Annotated in this window: 13 protein-coding genes; 12 read left to right on the top strand and 1 reads right to left on the bottom strand. The window is 72.1% G+C overall.

The genetic code is table 11. From position 1 onward, the window contains the following. The first annotated feature begins 76 nt into the window (after positions 1 to 76). From tsf to RQG84_RS13665, 10 genes are all read left to right on the top strand, one after another. Complete coding sequence (gene tsf, locus RQG84_RS13620; protein WP_257727756.1) at positions 77 to 892, top strand: translation elongation factor Ts; 816 nt, start codon at positions 77 to 79, stop codon at positions 890 to 892. Between the two features lie 109 nt (positions 893 to 1,001). Next, positions 1,002 to 1,781 (top strand): UMP kinase, encoded by a 780-nt coding sequence (gene pyrH / locus RQG84_RS13625; protein ID WP_200914549.1) that lies wholly within the window; start codon positions 1,002 to 1,004, stop codon positions 1,779 to 1,781. Then, positions 1,781 to 2,335 carry a ribosome recycling factor gene (gene frr, locus RQG84_RS13630; RefSeq protein ID WP_200914550.1) on the top strand — a complete coding sequence of 185 codons (555 nt, stop codon included), beginning with the start codon at positions 1,781 to 1,783 and terminating at the stop codon, positions 2,333 to 2,335. The genes pyrH and frr overlap by 1 nt, the downstream gene beginning before the upstream one ends. Next, positions 2,325 to 3,206 carry a phosphatidate cytidylyltransferase gene (locus tag RQG84_RS13635; protein ID WP_257727755.1) on the top strand — a complete coding sequence of 294 codons (882 nt, stop codon included), beginning with the start codon at positions 2,325 to 2,327 and terminating at the stop codon, positions 3,204 to 3,206. Before frr ends, RQG84_RS13635 begins: the two co-directional genes overlap by 11 nt. A 70-nt stretch (positions 3,207 to 3,276) precedes the next feature. Further along, positions 3,277 to 6,639, top strand: coding sequence for a transglutaminase family protein (locus tag RQG84_RS13640; protein WP_311210437.1), 3,363 nt, complete (start codon positions 3,277 to 3,279; stop codon positions 6,637 to 6,639). Next, positions 6,636 to 9,104, top strand: a complete 2,469-nt coding sequence (locus RQG84_RS13645) for a circularly permuted type 2 ATP-grasp protein (protein WP_311210438.1) — start codon at positions 6,636 to 6,638, stop codon at positions 9,102 to 9,104. Before RQG84_RS13640 ends, RQG84_RS13645 begins: the two co-directional genes overlap by 4 nt. Further along, positions 9,101 to 9,973, top strand: coding sequence for a transglutaminase family protein (locus RQG84_RS13650; RefSeq protein WP_311210439.1), 873 nt, complete (start codon positions 9,101 to 9,103; stop codon positions 9,971 to 9,973). The genes RQG84_RS13645 and RQG84_RS13650 overlap by 4 nt, the downstream gene beginning before the upstream one ends. 53 nt (positions 9,974 to 10,026) lie before the next feature. Further along, the gene (locus tag RQG84_RS13655; protein ID WP_311210440.1) at positions 10,027 to 11,025 is read left to right on the top strand and encodes a putative zinc-binding metallopeptidase; all 999 of its coding nucleotides are present in this window, start codon (positions 10,027 to 10,029) and stop codon (positions 11,023 to 11,025) included. Positions 11,026 to 11,101: 76 nt separating this feature from the next. Continuing rightward, on the top strand, positions 11,102 to 12,217 hold the full coding sequence (gene rlmN, locus RQG84_RS13660; protein ID WP_396135331.1) for a 23S rRNA (adenine(2503)-C(2))-methyltransferase RlmN: 1,116 nt from the start codon (positions 11,102 to 11,104) through the stop codon (positions 12,215 to 12,217). After that, positions 12,214 to 12,987, top strand: coding sequence for an HAD family hydrolase (locus RQG84_RS13665; protein WP_311210442.1), 774 nt, complete (start codon positions 12,214 to 12,216; stop codon positions 12,985 to 12,987). The genes rlmN and RQG84_RS13665 overlap by 4 nt, the downstream gene beginning before the upstream one ends. 10 nt (positions 12,988 to 12,997) lie before the next feature. Here the strand turns inward: RQG84_RS13665 and RQG84_RS13670 are convergent, their stop codons facing one another. Then, positions 12,998 to 14,698: a TIGR03767 family metallophosphoesterase gene (locus tag RQG84_RS13670; protein ID WP_311210443.1), complete on the bottom strand. Its 1,701-nt coding sequence runs from the start codon at positions 14,696 to 14,698 to the stop codon at positions 12,998 to 13,000. A gap of 104 nt (positions 14,699 to 14,802) precedes the next feature. Here RQG84_RS13670 and RQG84_RS13675 point away from each other — a divergent pair, with 104 nt between their 5' ends. Both RQG84_RS13675 and RQG84_RS13680 read left to right on the top strand, forming a co-directional pair. Next, positions 14,803 to 15,537, top strand: a complete 735-nt coding sequence (locus RQG84_RS13675) for an enoyl-CoA hydratase (RefSeq protein ID WP_055967374.1) — start codon at positions 14,803 to 14,805, stop codon at positions 15,535 to 15,537. Then, entirely contained in the window at positions 15,537 to 15,977 is a 441-nt protein-coding gene (locus RQG84_RS13680) for an AMP-binding protein (protein WP_055967377.1), read from the top strand. The genes RQG84_RS13675 and RQG84_RS13680 overlap by 1 nt, the downstream gene beginning before the upstream one ends. Positions 15,978 to 16,527: the final 550 nt, after the last annotated feature.

The following is a 16,527-nucleotide window of genomic DNA, read 5'->3' on the forward strand; positions in this document are numbered from 1 at the left end:
CCCCCCCCCCCCCCCCCCCCCCCCCCCCCCCACCCCACCACCTGCCACCACCACGATCAGGGAAGAGACCACGCACATGGCCATTGCTGCCGCAGACGTGAAGAAGCTCCGCGACGCCACGGGCGCCGGGATGATGGACGCCAAGAAGGCCCTCACCGAGGCCGACGGCGACTTCGACAAGGCCGTCGAGATCCTGCGGATCTCCGGTGCGGCCAAGGCCGCCAAGCGTGGCGCCGAGCGTGAGGCCTCGTCCGGCCTCGTCGCCAACACCGGCACCGCCATCGTCGAGCTCAACTCCGAGACCGACTTCGTCGCCAAGAACGAGCAGTTCATCGAGCTCGCCGAGCGTCTGGCCACCGCGGCCGACGCCAGCAAGCCCGAGAGCGCCGAGGCCTTCGCCAAGACGACCCTCGACGACGGCAAGACCGTCGAGGAGACCGTCAGCGCCCTCGCCGCCGTCATCGGCGAGAAGATCGAGCTCGGCCGCGTGGCCGCGTTCGACGGCCAGGTCGCCGTCTACCTCCACCGTCGTGCCAGCGACCTCCCGCCGGCCGTCGGCGTGCTCGTCGAGTACACGGGCGACGACCTCGACGCCGCCCGCGGCGCCGCCATGCAGATCGCGGCCATGCGCCCGCGCTACCTCACCCGTGAGGACGTGCCGGCCGACATCGTCGCCAAGGAGCGCGAGATCGCCGAGGCCACGGCCCGCGAGGAGGGCAAGCCCGAGCAGGCGATCGAGAAGATCACCGAGGGTCGCGTCAACGGCTTCTTCAAGGACGTCGTGCTGCTCGACCAGCCGTCCGTCACCGACAACAAGAAGACGGTCAAGGCCGTGCTCGACGCCGCCGGCGTGAGCATCACGCGCTTCGCGCACATCGAGATCGGCGCCTGAGCGCAGGAGTCGACCCACGCACGACCACAGGAAGGACCGGAGCATCGTGAGCATCCATCAGACGAACGGTGACCCGGCCGACCCCCGTGGCGTGCACGGCAGCACGGAGCTGTCGACGGCGGACGCCGGGACCCCAGGTCCCGGCGTCCGTCGCGTGCTGCTGAAGCTGTCCGGCGAGGTCTTCGGTGGCGGAAGCATCGGCATCGACCCCGACGTCGTCAACGCCATCGCCCGCCAGGTCGCCGAGGCCGTCCGCGAGGGCGCCCAGGTGGCGATCGTCGTCGGCGGAGGCAACTTCTTCCGCGGCGCCGAGCTCAGCCAGCGCGGCATGGAGCGGTCCCGCGCCGACTACATCGGCATGCTCGGCACCGTCATGAACAGCCTCGCCCTGCAGGACTTCATCGAGAAGCAGGGCATCGACACCCGGGTGCAGTCGGCCATCACCATGGGGCAGGTCGCCGAGCCGTACATCCCCCGGCGCGCCATCCGGCACCTCGAGAAGGGCCGCGTCGTGATCTTCGGCGCCGGTGCGGGCATGCCCTACTTCAGCACCGACACCGTCTCGGCCCAGCGTGCGCTCGAGATCAAGGCCGACGCGGTGCTCATGAGCAAGAGCGGCGTCGACGGGGTCTACTCCGCCGACCCGCGCACCGACGCATCGGCGCGACGCTTCGAGGAGATCACCTTCGCCGAGGCCCTGCGCCTCGGCCTCAAGGTGGTCGACGCGGCCGCGTTCGCGCTGTGCATGGAGAACGACCTGCCCATGATCGTGTTCGGCATGGAGGGCGAGGGCAACATCGCCCGCGTCCTGCGTGGTGAGAGGATCGGGACGCTGGTCCACGGTGGGACCGGACCACTCAACGGGACGACTACAGGAGACGCATCGTGATCGACCAGACCCTGCGCGAGGCCGGCAGCAAGATGGACAAGGCCGTCGAGCACACCCGCGAGGAGTTCGCCGCGATCCGCACCGGTCGTGCGCACCCGGCGATGTTCGCCCAGATCACGGCCGAGTACTACGGCACCCCCACGCCGTTGCAGCAGCTGGCGGGCTTCCAGGTGCCGGAGCCTCGCACGGTCATCATCAGCCCCTACGACCAGGGCGCGAAGAGTGCGATCGAGAAGGCCATCCGCGAGTCCGACCTCGGCGTCAACCCGTCCGACGACGGCAAGGTGCTGCGCGTGACCCTGCCCGAGCTCACCGAGGAGCGGCGCAAGGAGTACATCAAGCTCGCGCGCTCCAAGGCCGAGGAGGGACGGGTGGCCGTGCGCGGTGTCCGCCGGAGCGCCAAGCAGGCCATGGACAAGGCCGAGAAGGACTCCGAGATCAGCCAGGACGACAACACCGGCGCCGAGAAGCGGCTCGACGGGCTGACCAAGCAGCACGTGGACCAGATCGACGAGATGCTCAAGAACAAGGAAGCCGAGCTCCTTGAGGTCTGAGGAGCCCGCCCCCACGGACGGACCCCTGAACGAGACCGACCCCGCGGTGGCGCAGAAGAAGAGCCGCGCAGGGCGCAACCTGCCGGCGGCGATCGCCGTCGGGGCCGCGCTCGGCGGCACGGTCGTGGCGTCGCTGTTCCTCTTCAAGGACCTGTTCGTCGCCGTCGTCGTGCTCGCGCTCGGCGTCGGTCTGTGGGAGCTGGCCAGGGCCCTCGGCAAGGCCGGGATCACCGTCCCGTTCCTGCCCGTGCTCACCGGCGGCACCCTCATGCTGCTCGGTGCCTACTACGGCGGCATGGAGACCGCGGCCGTCGCGATGGCCCTCACCGTCATCGGCACCCTCGTGTGGCGGCTCTCCGACGGCGCCGACGGCTTCGTGCGCGACGCGAGTGCCGGTCTGTTCTGCCTGTCCTACCTGCACCTCATGGGCGTCTTCGTCATGCTCATGCTCGTCGAGGACGACGGACCCTGGCGCATCGTCGCGTTCATCGTGGCCACGGTCGCCTCCGACATCGGCGGCTACATCGCCGGCGTCCTGTTCGGCAAGCACCCCATGGCACCGACCATCAGCCCGAAGAAGTCCTGGGAGGGCTTCACCGGCTCGCTCGTCTTCGGCATCGGTGCGGGCATCGGCACCGTGGTGCTCGGACTGGACGGCGACTGGTGGGTGGGAGTCCTGCTCGGCGTCGCCGGCGTCGTCATGGCCACGCTGGGCGACCTCTCGGAGTCCCTCGTCAAGCGCGACCTCGGCATCAAGGACATGGGCGACCTGCTCCCCGGCCACGGCGGGCTCATGGATCGGCTGGACTCCCTGATCGCCGTCGCCCCCGTCGCGTGGCTGATCCTGCACTACTTGGTCACGCCTGCCTGACCGCCGCCCGGCCGGACAGCCCGGTCGGTGCCGTCACGGCCGTGAAACAGGCATGAGGCAGGCTTGCGCCATGTCGATCAAGGTCTCGCTCCGCCACCGCACGACCTACCGGTTCGACCGCCCCGTCGCCCTGGGCCCGCACGTCGTGCGGCTGCGTCCCGCGCCGCACAGCCGCACGCCCATCGACGCCTACGCGATGAAGGTCTCGCCGGCCGAGCACTTCGTCAACTGGCAGCAGGACCCCTTCGGCAACTGGCAGGCGCGGCTCGTGTTCCCCGAGAAGGTCACCGAGCTCGACATCGACGTCTCGCTCGTCGCCGACCTCATGGTGATCAACCCCTTCGACTTCTTCGTCGAGGAGTACGCCGAGACGTTCCCGTTCACCTACGAGCCGCAGCTGGCGGCCGACCTCGCCCCCTACCTGCGCCCGGTCGGGGAGCGCGAGGCCGACGCCGGTCCCGGACCGGTCGTCTCCCAGTGGCGCGACACCCTCCCTGACCTTCCCGACGACGGCGTGCCAGTCGTGCAGTTCCTCGCCGGGCTCAACGACGCCGTCCACCGCGACGTCGCCTACACCGTGCGCATGGAGCCGGGGGTGCAGACGCCCGACGAGACGCTCACGCGGGCGATCGGCTCGTGCCGTGACAGCGCCTGGCTCCTCGTGTCGCTGCTGCGCCAGTACGGGCTCGCTGCGCGGTTCGTCTCGGGCTACCTCGTGCAGCTGGCCCCGGACCCGCTGGTCGCGGCGCAGGCCCTCGACGGGCCGGCGGGTGCCACCGAGGACTTCACCGACCTGCACGCGTGGGCCGAGGTCTTCGTGCCGGGCGCCGGCTGGGTCGGCCTGGACCCGACGTCGGCGCTGTTCGCGGGGGAGGGCCACATCCCGCTCTCGGCCACGCCCCACCCGTCGTCGGCCGCCCCCATCACGGGTGCGCTGGAGCCGGCGGAGGTGGAGTTCTCGTTCGTCAACGAGGTGACCCGCGTCCACGAGGACCCCCGGGTCACGCTCCCGTACACCGACGCCCAGTGGCAGCGCGTCGACGCGGTGGGGGCCGACGTCGACGCCCGGCTCGACGCCGGCGAGGTGGGCCTCACGATGGGGGGCGAGCCCACCTTCGTGAGCGTCGACGACATGACCTCGGCGCAGTGGAACACCGACGCCGACGGTGACGAGAAGCGCGTCCTCGCCACCGAGCTCGCCGAGCGTCTGCGCCAGGTGTACGCCGCCGGTGGGCTCGTGCACCGCGGGCAGGGCAAGTGGTACCCGGGCGAGCCTCTGCCGCGCTGGCAGATCTCGATGCAGTGGCGCACCGACGGTGAGCCGTTGTGGAGCGCGCCGGACCTGCTGTGCGACCCGTGGGCCGAGAACGAGGCCGTCGAGCACGGCACGGCCGAGCGGCTGGCGCACGAGGTCGCGCGCTCGCTCGGGCTCCCGGCCGAGCAGGTGCTGCCGGCGTGGGAGGACCCGTTCGCCGTGCTCGCGCACGACGTGTCGCGTCCCGACGGACCCCGCCCTGACTCCGTCGGTCCCGACGGGGCGGAGCAGGTCCCCGACGTGGGCCTCGTGGCCGAGCTCGACGCCGCCGTGGAGCGTCCGACCGGCTGGGTGCTGCCGCTGGCCACGGGGGAGACGTGGCGCAGCCCTGCGTGGCGCTTCCGGCGTGGTCGGCTCGTGCTGCTGCCCGGCGACTCCGCCGTCGGCCTGCGCCTGCCGCTGGACTCGATCACGTGGACCGACCCCGAGGCGTCGGGCGATCCGTCCTACCTCGAGGCCGGACCGACCCTCGTGCCCGGCGTGCCCGACGTCGAGGTCGTCGATCCCGACGAGCAGCCCACCACGGCGCTCGCCTTCGAGGTCCGTCCCGGCAGCGAGGACGGGGCCGAGGTCCTGCACGTCTTCCTGCCACCTACCGAGCGGCTGGAGGACTACGCCGACCTGCTGCACGTGGTCGAGGCCGCCGCCGTCGCCGTCGGGACACCGATCGTGGTCGAGGGCTACGGCCCGCCGCCGGATCCTCGCCTGACCCAGCTGAGCGTCACCCCCGACCCGGGTGTCATCGAGGTCAACGTGCAGCCCACTCGTTCGTGGGCGGAGCTGAGCGCGCTGACCGACACGCTGTACGACGCCGCCCGGCGCACCCGCCTCGCGACGGAGAAGTTCGACCTCGACGGCCAGCACACCGGCACCGGCGGCGGCAACCACATCACGCTCGGCGGCACGACCCCGGCGCACTCGCCCCTCCTGCGTCGTCCCGACCTCCTCGTGAGCCTGCTGACCCACTGGCAGCGACACCCCTCGCTGTCCTACCTGTTCTCGGGGCGGTTCATTGGTCCGACGAGCCAGGCGCCGCGCTTCGACGAGGGTCGTCCCGAGGCGGTCTACGAGATGGAGATCGCGATCTCCGAGGTGCACCGCCTGGCCGCCGAGGCGGCGGAGAAGGACGAGCCCGTGCGCCCGTGGCTGGTCGACCGCGCCCTGCGGCACCTGCTCACCGACCTCACCGGCAACACCCACCGCGCAGAGTTCTGCATCGACAAGCTGTACAGCCCCGACTCGTCGCGCGGCCGGCTGGGACTGCTCGAGCTGCGCGGCTTCGAGATGCCTCCGCACCCGCAGATGGCGCTCGTGCAGGCCCTGCTCGTGCGAGCCCTCGTGGCGCGGTTCTGGGAGTCGCCCAGCACCGATCCGCTCGTGCGGTGGGGCTCGGCCCTGCACGAGGACTTCCTGCTGCCCCAGGGAGCGATCCGCGACGTCGACGCCGTGGTGGGCGACCTGCAGGCCCACGGGATCGCGTTCGAGCGGTCCTGGCTCGACCCCTTCGTGGAGTTCCGCTTCCCGCGGATCGGCCTCACCCAGGTGGCCACGCCCGCCGGCCCGGTCGAGCTGGAGCTGCGCAGCGCCATCGAGCCGTGGCACGTGCTGGGCGAGGAGGCCACGGGCGGAGGGACGTCGCGGTACGTGGACTCCTCCCTGGAGCGGCTGCAGGTGACGGTTCGCGGCATCTCGCGGTCGAGCCACCTCGTCACGTGCCAGGGTGTTCCCGTGCCCCTCACCCCGACCGGCGTGCCCGGTGAGTACTACGCGGGCGTCCGGTACCGGGCGTGGCAGCCGTGGTCGGCGCTGCACCCCTCGATCCCGGTGCACTCCCCGTTGCACCTCGAGGTCGTCGACGTGGCGTCCGGCCTCGCGCTCGGCGGCTGCACCTACCACGTGGTGCACCCGGGGGGCCGTGCCTACGACCACCCGCCGGTCAACGCCCAGGAGGCCGAGGCGCGTCGGTCGAGCCGGTTCGTCACCCAGCCGGCCGGCACCGGCCCGGTCGACGTCGGCGCACTCGTCGAGGCGGGTCGTCGCGCCCACAGCGACGAGTACCCCCACACGCTCGACCTGCGCCGGGTGCCCCCGGCGGGGGCGCCGGCACCCCTGCCATGACGGTCCTGCGCGACTACGCGTCGGAGGTCGGCCAGCCGACCCTCGACGCCGCCCCCAGCCGCTACGACGAGGTCGTCGACGCCGACGGCTCCCTGCGGCCGGCGTGGCGCAGCATCGCCGCGAGCGCCCTCGAGATCACCGCACCGCAGCTGCGCCGCGTGCACCGGGACATCGGTCGGTTCCTCGGCGACGACGGCGTGACCTACGGCCGTCCGGGGGAACCGCGGTCCACGTGGCGGCTCGACCCGCTCCCGGTCGTGCTGTCGCCGCAGGACTGGGCCCCGCTCGAGGTGGGGCTGGCCCAGCGTGCCGAGCTGCTGAACGCTCTGCTCGCCGACCTGCACGGCCCGCAGACGGTGCTGGCCGACGGCGTGCTCCCGCCCGAGCTCGTGTACGCCCACCAGGGCTACCTGCGCGTGACCGCCCGCGCCTCCTCCACCGACGCGCGTCCGCTCCTCGTCACGGCCACCGACGTGGCCAGGACGCCCGCGGGCGAGTGGATGGTCGTCGCGGACCGCGCGCAGGCCCCGTCGGGCCTCGGGTACGCGATGGAGAACCGCCACGTCATCTCGCGGGTGCTGCCCGAGATGTACCGCGAGGCCGGGCTGCACCAGATGGGCCCGTTCCTCCAGGCGTTGCGCTCGACCCTCATGCAGGCCGCCCCCGACCACGTGGCGGACCCGCGCGTCGTGGTCCTCACGCCCGGGTCGTCGTCGGAGACGGCGTTCGACCAGGCCCACCTCGCGTCGAGCCTGGGGTTCCCGCTGGTCCAGGGCAACGACCTCGTGGTGCGCTCCGGGGCGGTGTGGATGCGGGTGTTCGGTCGACTCGAGCGGGTCGACGTGATCCTGCGGCGGGTCGACGCGTCCTGGTGCGACCCGCTCGAGCTGCGTGGCGACTCCCAGCTGGGCGTGCCGGGGCTGCTGGAGGCGGTCCGACGCGGGAACGTGCGCATCGTCAACGGCCTCGGTTCCGGTCTGCTCGAGAACCCCGCCCTCCTGCCGTACATGTCGCAGCTGTGCGAGCGGCTCCTCGACGAGCCCCTCCGCCTCGCGTCGGTGCCCACCTACTGGCTGGGGGACCCGTCGTCGCTCGCGTTCGTCCGCAAGCACGTCGACGAGCTGACCGTCCGCTCCATCGACCGCAGCGTCGACGTCGAGCACCTCGGACCCGACGACCTGCTCCGCCAGGTCGAGGCCGCGCCGCACCGGTTCGCCGCGCAGGAGCTGCCGGCCTGGTCCCAGGCGCCCCGGCTCTCCGGCGGGGCGGTGCGGCCCCAGTCGGTGGCGCTGCGGGCGTTCACCCTGCGCTACGGCTCCTCCTACCGACCCCTGCTCGGCGGACTCGCCTCCGTGCTCGAGGGTGGTCGCACGGTCTCGAGCAAGGACGTGTGGGTGCTCAAGGAGAGTGCGGACGACCCCGACCAGCACCTGGCCGAGATCCTGCCCGTCACGTCGTCGAGCAACGTCACGCCGCCGGTACCGCGTGTGCTGGAGGACCTGTTCTGGTTCGGTCGGTACGCCGAGCGCGCCGAGGACACCCTGCGCCTGGTGCTCGTTGCGCACGCGTTGGCCGAGGACTACCGCGGCCGTCCGTACAGCGCCGGCGGCGTCGCCCTGCGGGTGCTCCGGGCGGCGCTGCAGCAGCTGGTGCCGGGGTCCTTCGACCTCGCCGACCCGTCGGCCATCGACGCCGACCTGCGCTCGGTGCTGCTCGACGCGGGACGGCCTGCCTCGGTGGCGCAGTCGTTCGCCGCGCTGCGCTCGGCCGCGCAGGGCGTGCGCGACCAGCTGTCGATCGACGTGTTCCGCGCCTTCGGCGCCACCGAGCGCGCCGCCGGGATGCTGGACGTCAACGACCACAGCCTCCAGGTGACCGAGAGCGCCGAGCGGATGCTCACGGGTCTGCTCGCCCTGCACGGCGCCACGGCGAACATGGTCCACGACGACGGGTGGCAGGTGCTCGAGGCCGGACGCTGCCTCGAGCGGTGCCTGCAGGTGGTCGTGCTGCTGCGTCGCTCGGTCACGGTGCGTCGCGGCATCGACGTCGACCGGCACCTGCACCAGGGGGTGCTCACGGCCACCGAGAGCGCCGTGACCCACCGACGCCGCTACCGCGGGTTCGTGCGGGTCACCACGCTCGTCGAGCTGCTGCTCGCCGACCCGAGCAACCCGCGGTCCCTGCGCTTCAACCTCGAGGCGCTGCGTCGGCACGTGGCGGCGCTGCCCGCCTCGACGGGGTCGACCCGCCCCGAGCGGCTCCTCGACGACCTCGCCGAGGAGCTCGACCGCGTCGACACCCCGTCACTCGTGCCCATCGAGGGTGAGTCGCGGCCCAACCTGGAGCGGCACCTGGACACCGTCACGGTGCACCTGTCGCGGTTCGCCGAGGCGTTCGAGGCCATGCACCTGGCCGCGGCCCCGGCGCCGCGGTCCTTCGGCCTGGCGGGACGGGGGCCCGCATGAGGCTCGACGTCACCCACCGCACCACCTACACCTACGACGACGACGTGACCGGCAGCTACGGCATCGGCTACCTGACCCCCCGCGAGCTGCCGTGGCAGCGCATCGAGCGGCACGAGGTCGTCGTCGACCCCACGCCGCTGGACCTCGCCACGGACGTCGACCACTACGGCAACACCGCCACGTTCTTCCAGCTCGACGAGGCGCATCGCGACCTCGTGGTGGTGGCGCGCAGCGTGGTGGAGGTCGACGTGCCGGTGATGGACCCCGTCGCGCTGGCCGTGCCGTGGGAGCAGGCGCGGCCGACCGAGCGCCGCGACGTGCCGGACGCCTGGCAGGCGATCGACCTCGCGCTCACGTCGCCCTCGATCGACCATCCTGCTGCGGCCCACGCCTACGCGGCGGAGTCGTTGCGACCCGGGCGGCCGCTGGGGGAGGCGGCGCTGGAGCTGATGCACCGGATCTATGCGGACTTCGCGTACGAGAAGGGTGCGACGACCGTGACGACGACGATCTCGGACGTCCTGGAGGCCCGCGCGGGGGTGTGCCAGGACTTCGCGCAGCTGACCCTCGCGTGCCTGCGCTCGCACGGGCTCGCCGCCCGGTACGTGAGCGGCTACCTGGCGACCGAGCCCCCGCCGGGCAAGGAGCGGGTCCTGGGCGCCGACGCCACGCACGCGTGGGCAGCGGTGTGGGTGCCGGGCGGTGGATGGCTCGCCCTCGACCCCACCAACGACCAGGCTGCGAACGAGCGCTACGTGACCGTGGCGTGGGGTCGCGAGTACGCCGACGTCCCGCCGCTGAAGGGCGTCATCTTCACCGAGGCGAAGACGTCGACGCTCAGCGTGGCCGTCGACGTCGTGCCGGTCTGACGTCACACCGGCCCGAGGTGCGCCGGGGGGCCGGGGCCCGGATGATGGGGCCGGTGAAGGCCTTCTCCTGCCGTGTCTGCGGCAACCCCCTGTTCTTCGAGAACTCGTTGTGCGTGTCGTGCGGGACGGCGCTCGGCTACTCCCGCGCCGAGCACGAGATCGTGCCCGTGGACGAGGACGGACGGTACGTCGACGCCGAGGGCCTCGTGTGGCACGTGTGCGTGAACCTCAACCTGTCGGGCTGCACGTGGTTGGCCCGCCACGAGGGTGGTCAGTGCTTCAGCTGCGACCTGACCCGCACCCGCCCGTCCGACGACGACCTCGAGGGCCTGTCTCAGTACCCGGTGGCGGAGTCGGCGAAGCGTCGCCTCGTGGTCGAGCTGGACGCGCGGGGCCTGCCCATCACGACGCGCGACGAGGACCCCGAGCAGGGCCTGTGCTTCGACATGCTGTCCAGCGTCGAGGAGAACGTGGTCATCGGCCACGCCGACGGTGTCATCACGATCGACCTCGCCGAGGGCGACGACGCGCACCGCAAGAAGGTGCAGGCCGAGCTGGCCGAGCCGTACCGCACGATGCTGGGGCACTTGCGGCACGAGGTGGGGCACTACTTCGAGTCGGTGCTGGTCCGTGGCGACGAGCGCATGACCGCGTGCCGCGAGCTGTTCGGCGACGAGTCGAAGGACTACCAGGCCGAGATCGACCGGCACTACGCCGAGGGCCCGCCCGAGGACTGGCAGGAGTCGTACATCAGCACCTACGCGACGATGCACCCGTTCGAGGACTTCGCCGAGACCTTCGCACACTGGATGCACATCAGCGACACCGTCGAGACCGCCCGCGCCTACGGCCTGACGACGGTCGACCCCACGGCGTTCAGCCTGTTCAGCGACCTGGTCAGGGGGGTCTGGGTGCCGTTGTCGACAGCGCTGAACCAGATCAACCGCGCGATGGGCGCCGAGGACCTGTACCCCTTCGTGATCCCGGAGCCGGTGCTCACGAAGCTCGACTTCGTGGCCGATCTCGCCAAGGACCCCGTGCCCGCCGCCTGACCCGCGTCACCGCGCCCCGTCCTACGTTTCGACACGGCTGGGGTCGGCCTGGGAGGATGGGCCGGTGAGCGAGCCCATCAAGACCCTGCCGCTCGTCCTCGAGCCTCCCCGTGGCCGCGGCAAGCCGCCGCGGCACCTCGCCGACTTCTCGGCCGAGGAGCGCAAGGCCGCGGCCGAGGAGCTCGGCCTGCCCGCGTACCGCGTCAAGCAGGTCGCGCACCACTACTTCGCCCGGCTGCAGCGCGATCCGGAGGCGATGACCGACCTGCCCGCCGCGCAGCGTGACGCGATCGCCGAGGCCCTGCTGCCGCCGCTGCTCACCCCGGTGCGCACGCAGGAGGCCGACAAGGGCGCGACCCGCAAGACGCTGTGGCGCCTGTTCGACGGTGCCCTCGTCGAGTCGGTGCTCATGCGGTACAGCGAGCGGGCGACGGTCTGCGTCTCCAGCCAGGCCGGCTGCGGCATGGCCTGCCCGTTCTGCGCCACCGGCCAGGGCGGGCTCCAGCGCAACATGAGCACCGCCGAGATCGTCGACCAGGTCGTCGACGCCGCGGCCGCGATGGCGAACGGGCTCGTGGCGGGCGGCCCCGGCCGTCTCTCCAACGTCGTGTTCATGGGCATGGGGGAGCCGCTCGCCAACTACAAGGCCCTGGTCGGTGCGGTGCGACGCATGACGTCGTCCGCCCCCGACGGCCTCGGCATGTCGGCCCGCAACATCACCGTCAGCACCGTCGGCCTCGCCCCGCGCATGCGCCAGCTGGCCGACGAGGGCGTGCCGGTCACGCTCGCGCTCTCGCTGCACGCCCCCGACGACGAGCTGCGCGACGAGCTGGTGCCGATCAACACGCGGCACAGTGTCGACGACGCGGTCTCGGCGGCGCGCTACTTCTTCGACGTGACCGGACGCCGGGTGTCCATCGAGTACGCCATGATGCGCGACATCAACGACCAGGCGTGGCGCGCGGACAAGCTGGCCGACGTCCTCATCGCCCACGGCGGCCGCGCCTGGGTGCACGTGAACCTGATCCCGCTCAACGAGGTTCCGGGCTCGCAGTTCACCCGCTCCCGTGACGAGGACATGGACGAGTTCGTCCGTCGTCTCGACGCGCGGGGCATCAGCACCACCATCCGTGACACCCGCGGTGACGAGATCGACGCCGCCTGCGGCCAGCTCGCCGCCAGCGACGGGTGAGTCCGCGGCTGCTGGCCACCGACCTCGACGGCACGCTCCTGCGTTCTGACGGGACGGTCTCCGAGCGCACGCGCGAGGCGGTCGCGGCGGCCGAGAGGCGAGGAGTGACGGTCCTCTTCGTCACCGCCAGGCCCCCGCGCTGGGTCGACCACCTCGCCGACGTCGTCGGACCGCACGGGATCGCGCTGTGCGGCAACGGCGCCTTCGTCCACGACGTCGCGGCGCGACGGGTCGTGCGGACGCGGGCCTTCAGCCCGTCGGCCCTGCGCGAGGTGGTGCGCGATCTTCGCGCCGCGCTCCCCGGTGTCACCTTCGCCGTCGAGCCTGCCGACGGCTTCGTCCGCGATGACGCCTTCCTGGACCCCTACGCTCACGAGTACGAGGTCGGGATCGTCGAGGACGTGCTCGAGGTCGGCAAGATCCTGGCCCGGCGTCCGGGGACGAGCAGCCAGCAGTTCCTGGCGCAGGTGCGCGAGGTCGTCGGGGAACGCGCCGAGCTCGGGTTCTCCGGCAGCGACGGGCTGGCCGAGCTGACGGTCGCGGGAGTCACGAAGGCGACCGCGCTCGCCGACTGGTGCGCCGAGCACGGGTTCGACTCCTCGCAGGTGTGGGCCTGCGGCGACATGCCGAACGACCTCCTGATGCTGGCGTGGGCCGGCCGCGGCATCGCCGTCGCCAACGCCCACCCCGAGGTGCTCGCGGCAGCCGACGAGGTCGTGGGGCACCACGACGACGACGCGGTCGCGAGCGTCCTCGACCGCTTGGCCTGAACCGGCCGACTCAGGCCAGCGGGTTCGGCAGGACCAGCTCGGTGTTGCGGTCGGCTGCCTTGCCCTCGTAGCCGGCGGTGCGTTGCTGGGGGTCGTTGGCGGCGAGCTCGCGCGAGAGGGACGCCAGCTCGATGGTGCTCGCGAGCCCGGAGTGCTGCTCGGCTCCTGCGTGGTCGACCATCGTCGTGAAGATCGAGAGCGTGCCGTCACGGTTGTCGACGAGCTCCACGAGCCGCGACTGCTGCGGGAAGTCGACGTGCGAGGCGCAGCTCATCTCGTAGAACCCGCCGGAGCCGTCGGGGCGGGCGTGTGCCGTGATCGCGTTCTTGTGCGTGTGCCCGTTCACCCACGCCACCACGTTCGGGTGCGCCAGCAAGGTCGAGACGACGGCCGGACCGAGCACGCGGACCTGCGCGTCGCCGCCCGTGAGCACGAGCGGGTTGGTCATCGTGGCCGACGTGTGGTGGCTGAAGACCATGACGTACCGGTCGGTCGACGCCGCGAGCACCTGCTCCAGCCAGGCCGCCTGCGCCGCGTCGATGGAGCCGTCGGCGTACCCGTTGGGGTTCACGGTGTCGAGGACGGCGCAACGGAGGGAGCCCTGGTCGAACGTGTAGTACGCCGTGCCCTTCGACCGGTTCTCCGCCGTGAAGCCGTGGCCCACCGGGGCGCCGCTGGTCCGGAAGTGCTCGTCCACGACCTGCTTGCGGGTCAACGAGCGCCGCGCCGGGTCGGCCGAGACCAGGCGTGCCGACAGCAACGAGAGGGCTCCCAGCAGCGGCGTGGCGTTCGCGGTGCGGAGCGCGTCGAGGACGTCGGCCTGGGACAGCCCGGGCGGCAGGCTGGTCGCCTTGAGCGGGCCGGTGCCGACCAGGCCGAGGGGCAGGGTCTGCGGGAAGTTGCCCTGCACGAGGCCGTCGTGGTTGCCGAACACCGAGTACCAGGGCATCGAGAGACCCTCGGGCGTGAACGGCCGGCGTGCGGCGTCGAGCAGGCCGTTCTTCGCCGGGAACCCGTAGCGGGAGCGGTACTGGTCGTTCTTCCCGCCCTCGGGGTGCCAGTAGTGCGTGTCGGACGTGCCGCTGTCGTGCACGCCCTCCCACCGGTTGGGGTTGCCCGAGTCGGGCCGGACCGGCCGGCCGCCGTCGAGGACGTCGATGTTCCAGCGGACCTCGTTGTACTGGCAGTTGTCGGAGTTGTCGCCGGTCTGGATCGCGAACGCCAGCGGGCTGCCGGTGACCGGTCCCGCGGTCACGTCGTTGACGGCGCGGACCATCGCGTCGCTCGTCTGGGCCGTGAGCATCTCCTGGGGCCGGTAGCTCGACGTGAGGAGCCCGCCGAGCGTGGGGTCGCCGGGGGAGTAGGCGTCGTCGAGACGGTCGAGGTACTCCACACGCATCGGGGACTGCGCGTCGATCACGTGCACGTCGGTGAGGTGGACGAACGAGACCACGGCCTGGCGGCCGGTGGCCCGCGCGTCGCCCGGGGTCGCCCCGAGATCGGCCCGGACGACGTGCGGCTCCCCGCCAGCCGTCACCAGACGCGCGTACCCACCGGGACCGGGGGTGCCGCGCACGAGGCGTCCCGCCAGCGTGGTGCCCGCCGACGAGGCCGGCGACACCGCCGCCCGCGAGATCGACGGCAGGCCGACCACGGCCGCCGTGCCGAGCAGGGTTCCGGAGCGCAGCAGGGCGCGACGAGTGACCGTCATGTCCCCACCAACGACGCGATGTGCTCCAGGTCACGTCGGACAGGTCGTGCGGAGCGACGCCGGTGCGGTCGGTAGCGTGGCCGCGAGCCGACCGAAGGAGCACCATGCTGGGAGTCCACCGCGACGGCGACGTCGTCGTCCTGGAGCTGCAGCGCGAAGAGCGTCGCAACGCCCTGAACCTCGACCTGTGCCGCGCGATCGACGAGGCGGCGCGCGACGCCGTCGGCGACGGACCGGCGGCCGGGGGAGCCCGGGCGATCGTCATCACCGGTCAGGGCACCGCGTTCTGCTCCGGCGCCGACCTCGGCGGCGTGTACGGGGACGAGTTCCTGGAGGCGCTGTACGGCATGCTGCACGGCCTGGCGCTGCTGCCGGTCCCCATCGTCGCCGCCGTCAACGGGCCCGCCATCGGCGCGGGGACGCAGCTGGCCATCGCGTGCGACCTGCGGGTGGGTGACGACACCGCGCGGTTCGGAGTGCCGACCGCGCGCAACGGCATGGCGGTGGACGCCTGGACCATCCGCACGCTCGCGGCGCTCTCCGGCACGGGTCCGGCGCGTCGGATGATGCTCGCCGGCGAGCTGATCGACCGCGACGAGGCCCTGTCCCACGGACTGGTCGACCGGGCCGGGACCCTCGACGACGCCCTGGCCTGGGCGCACGAGATCGCCACGCTGGCGCCGCTCACGCTCGCCCACAACAAGCTCGTGCTCAACGGCACCCATCACGACGATGCGGCGATCGAGCAGAGCTTCCGCGACGTGTGGGCCAGCGACGACGTGCGTGAAGCCGCCCAGGCGCGTGCCGAGAAGCGCACGCCCGTGTTCCGGGGACGCTGATGGCCAGCCTCGGCTTCGACCTGCTGGACCGGCACGTCGTCAGCGGCGGTGCGGACGACCCGGCAGCCGGGCGTCTCACCTTCGCCCGACTCCTGGAGCGGTCCGCCTCGCTCGCGTCCGGACTCGGCATGCTCGGGGTGCGCCCCGGTGACGAGGTGGGCGTCCAGGTCGACGACGTCGACCGGGTCCTCGTCGTGTGCGCCTGCATCCGCATCGGGGCCCTGCCCGCTCCCGACGGCGTGGTGGTCGTGGTCCCCTCCGACGACGGACCCGTGGTGCGGGTCGGCGACGACGTGCACCCGCTCGACCTGGTCCGGCAGGCCGGGTCGGGTGATGCCGCCATGGCCCTGGCCGACGACACCGCGGGCTACCGCGACGCGGTCCTGCGGCACGCGGCCGACGTCGTCGAGCCGCTGCTGGAGCGCCGCCCCGTCCTCTGAGCGGGCCGCCGCTTGCTGCTGCGTTGCTTCGGCTGGGCGTTCGCTCACTGCTGCGTCGCTCCTGGTGGGCGTTCGCTCGATGCTGCGTCGCTGTGGCTTCGCGTTCTCCTGCGGCTGCGTCGCTGTGGCTGCGAGTCGACCTGGTCTCCGAGAGGGCCTCGACCGGAGCGGGGGTCTCGGCCCGGGTGGGTCTGCGGGGCGCGGCCACGATTCTCCATCTACGCGTGATTCACGCACGATTCTTCCTTCGCGTGGACCGTCCCTCGCGAAGGAAGCACCGTGGCGACGAAAAAGGCCCCGTACGGGCAGTGATTCTCCCTTTCCGCGGAACGGTCCACGAGAAGGGAGAATCCCTGTCCACCCGACGCGTACCGGCGCCCCGGCGGACGCAGGATTCTGCGTTCGCGTGCAGAAGCCCGAACGATGCTGCGTTGATGACGGGATCCCGTAGCGAACGCAGCATCCTTCGCCCTCTCACGCACGAACGCAGAATCTTGCGTCCCCCCGAGCCACGCTCCGAGAACCCGACCGAGCCCGGAGCCATCTGCCG

The sequence above is a fragment of the Aeromicrobium sp. WCS2018Hpa-31 genome, assembly GCF_031843905.1.
Taxonomy (GTDB): domain Bacteria; phylum Actinomycetota; class Actinomycetes; order Propionibacteriales; family Nocardioidaceae; genus Aeromicrobium.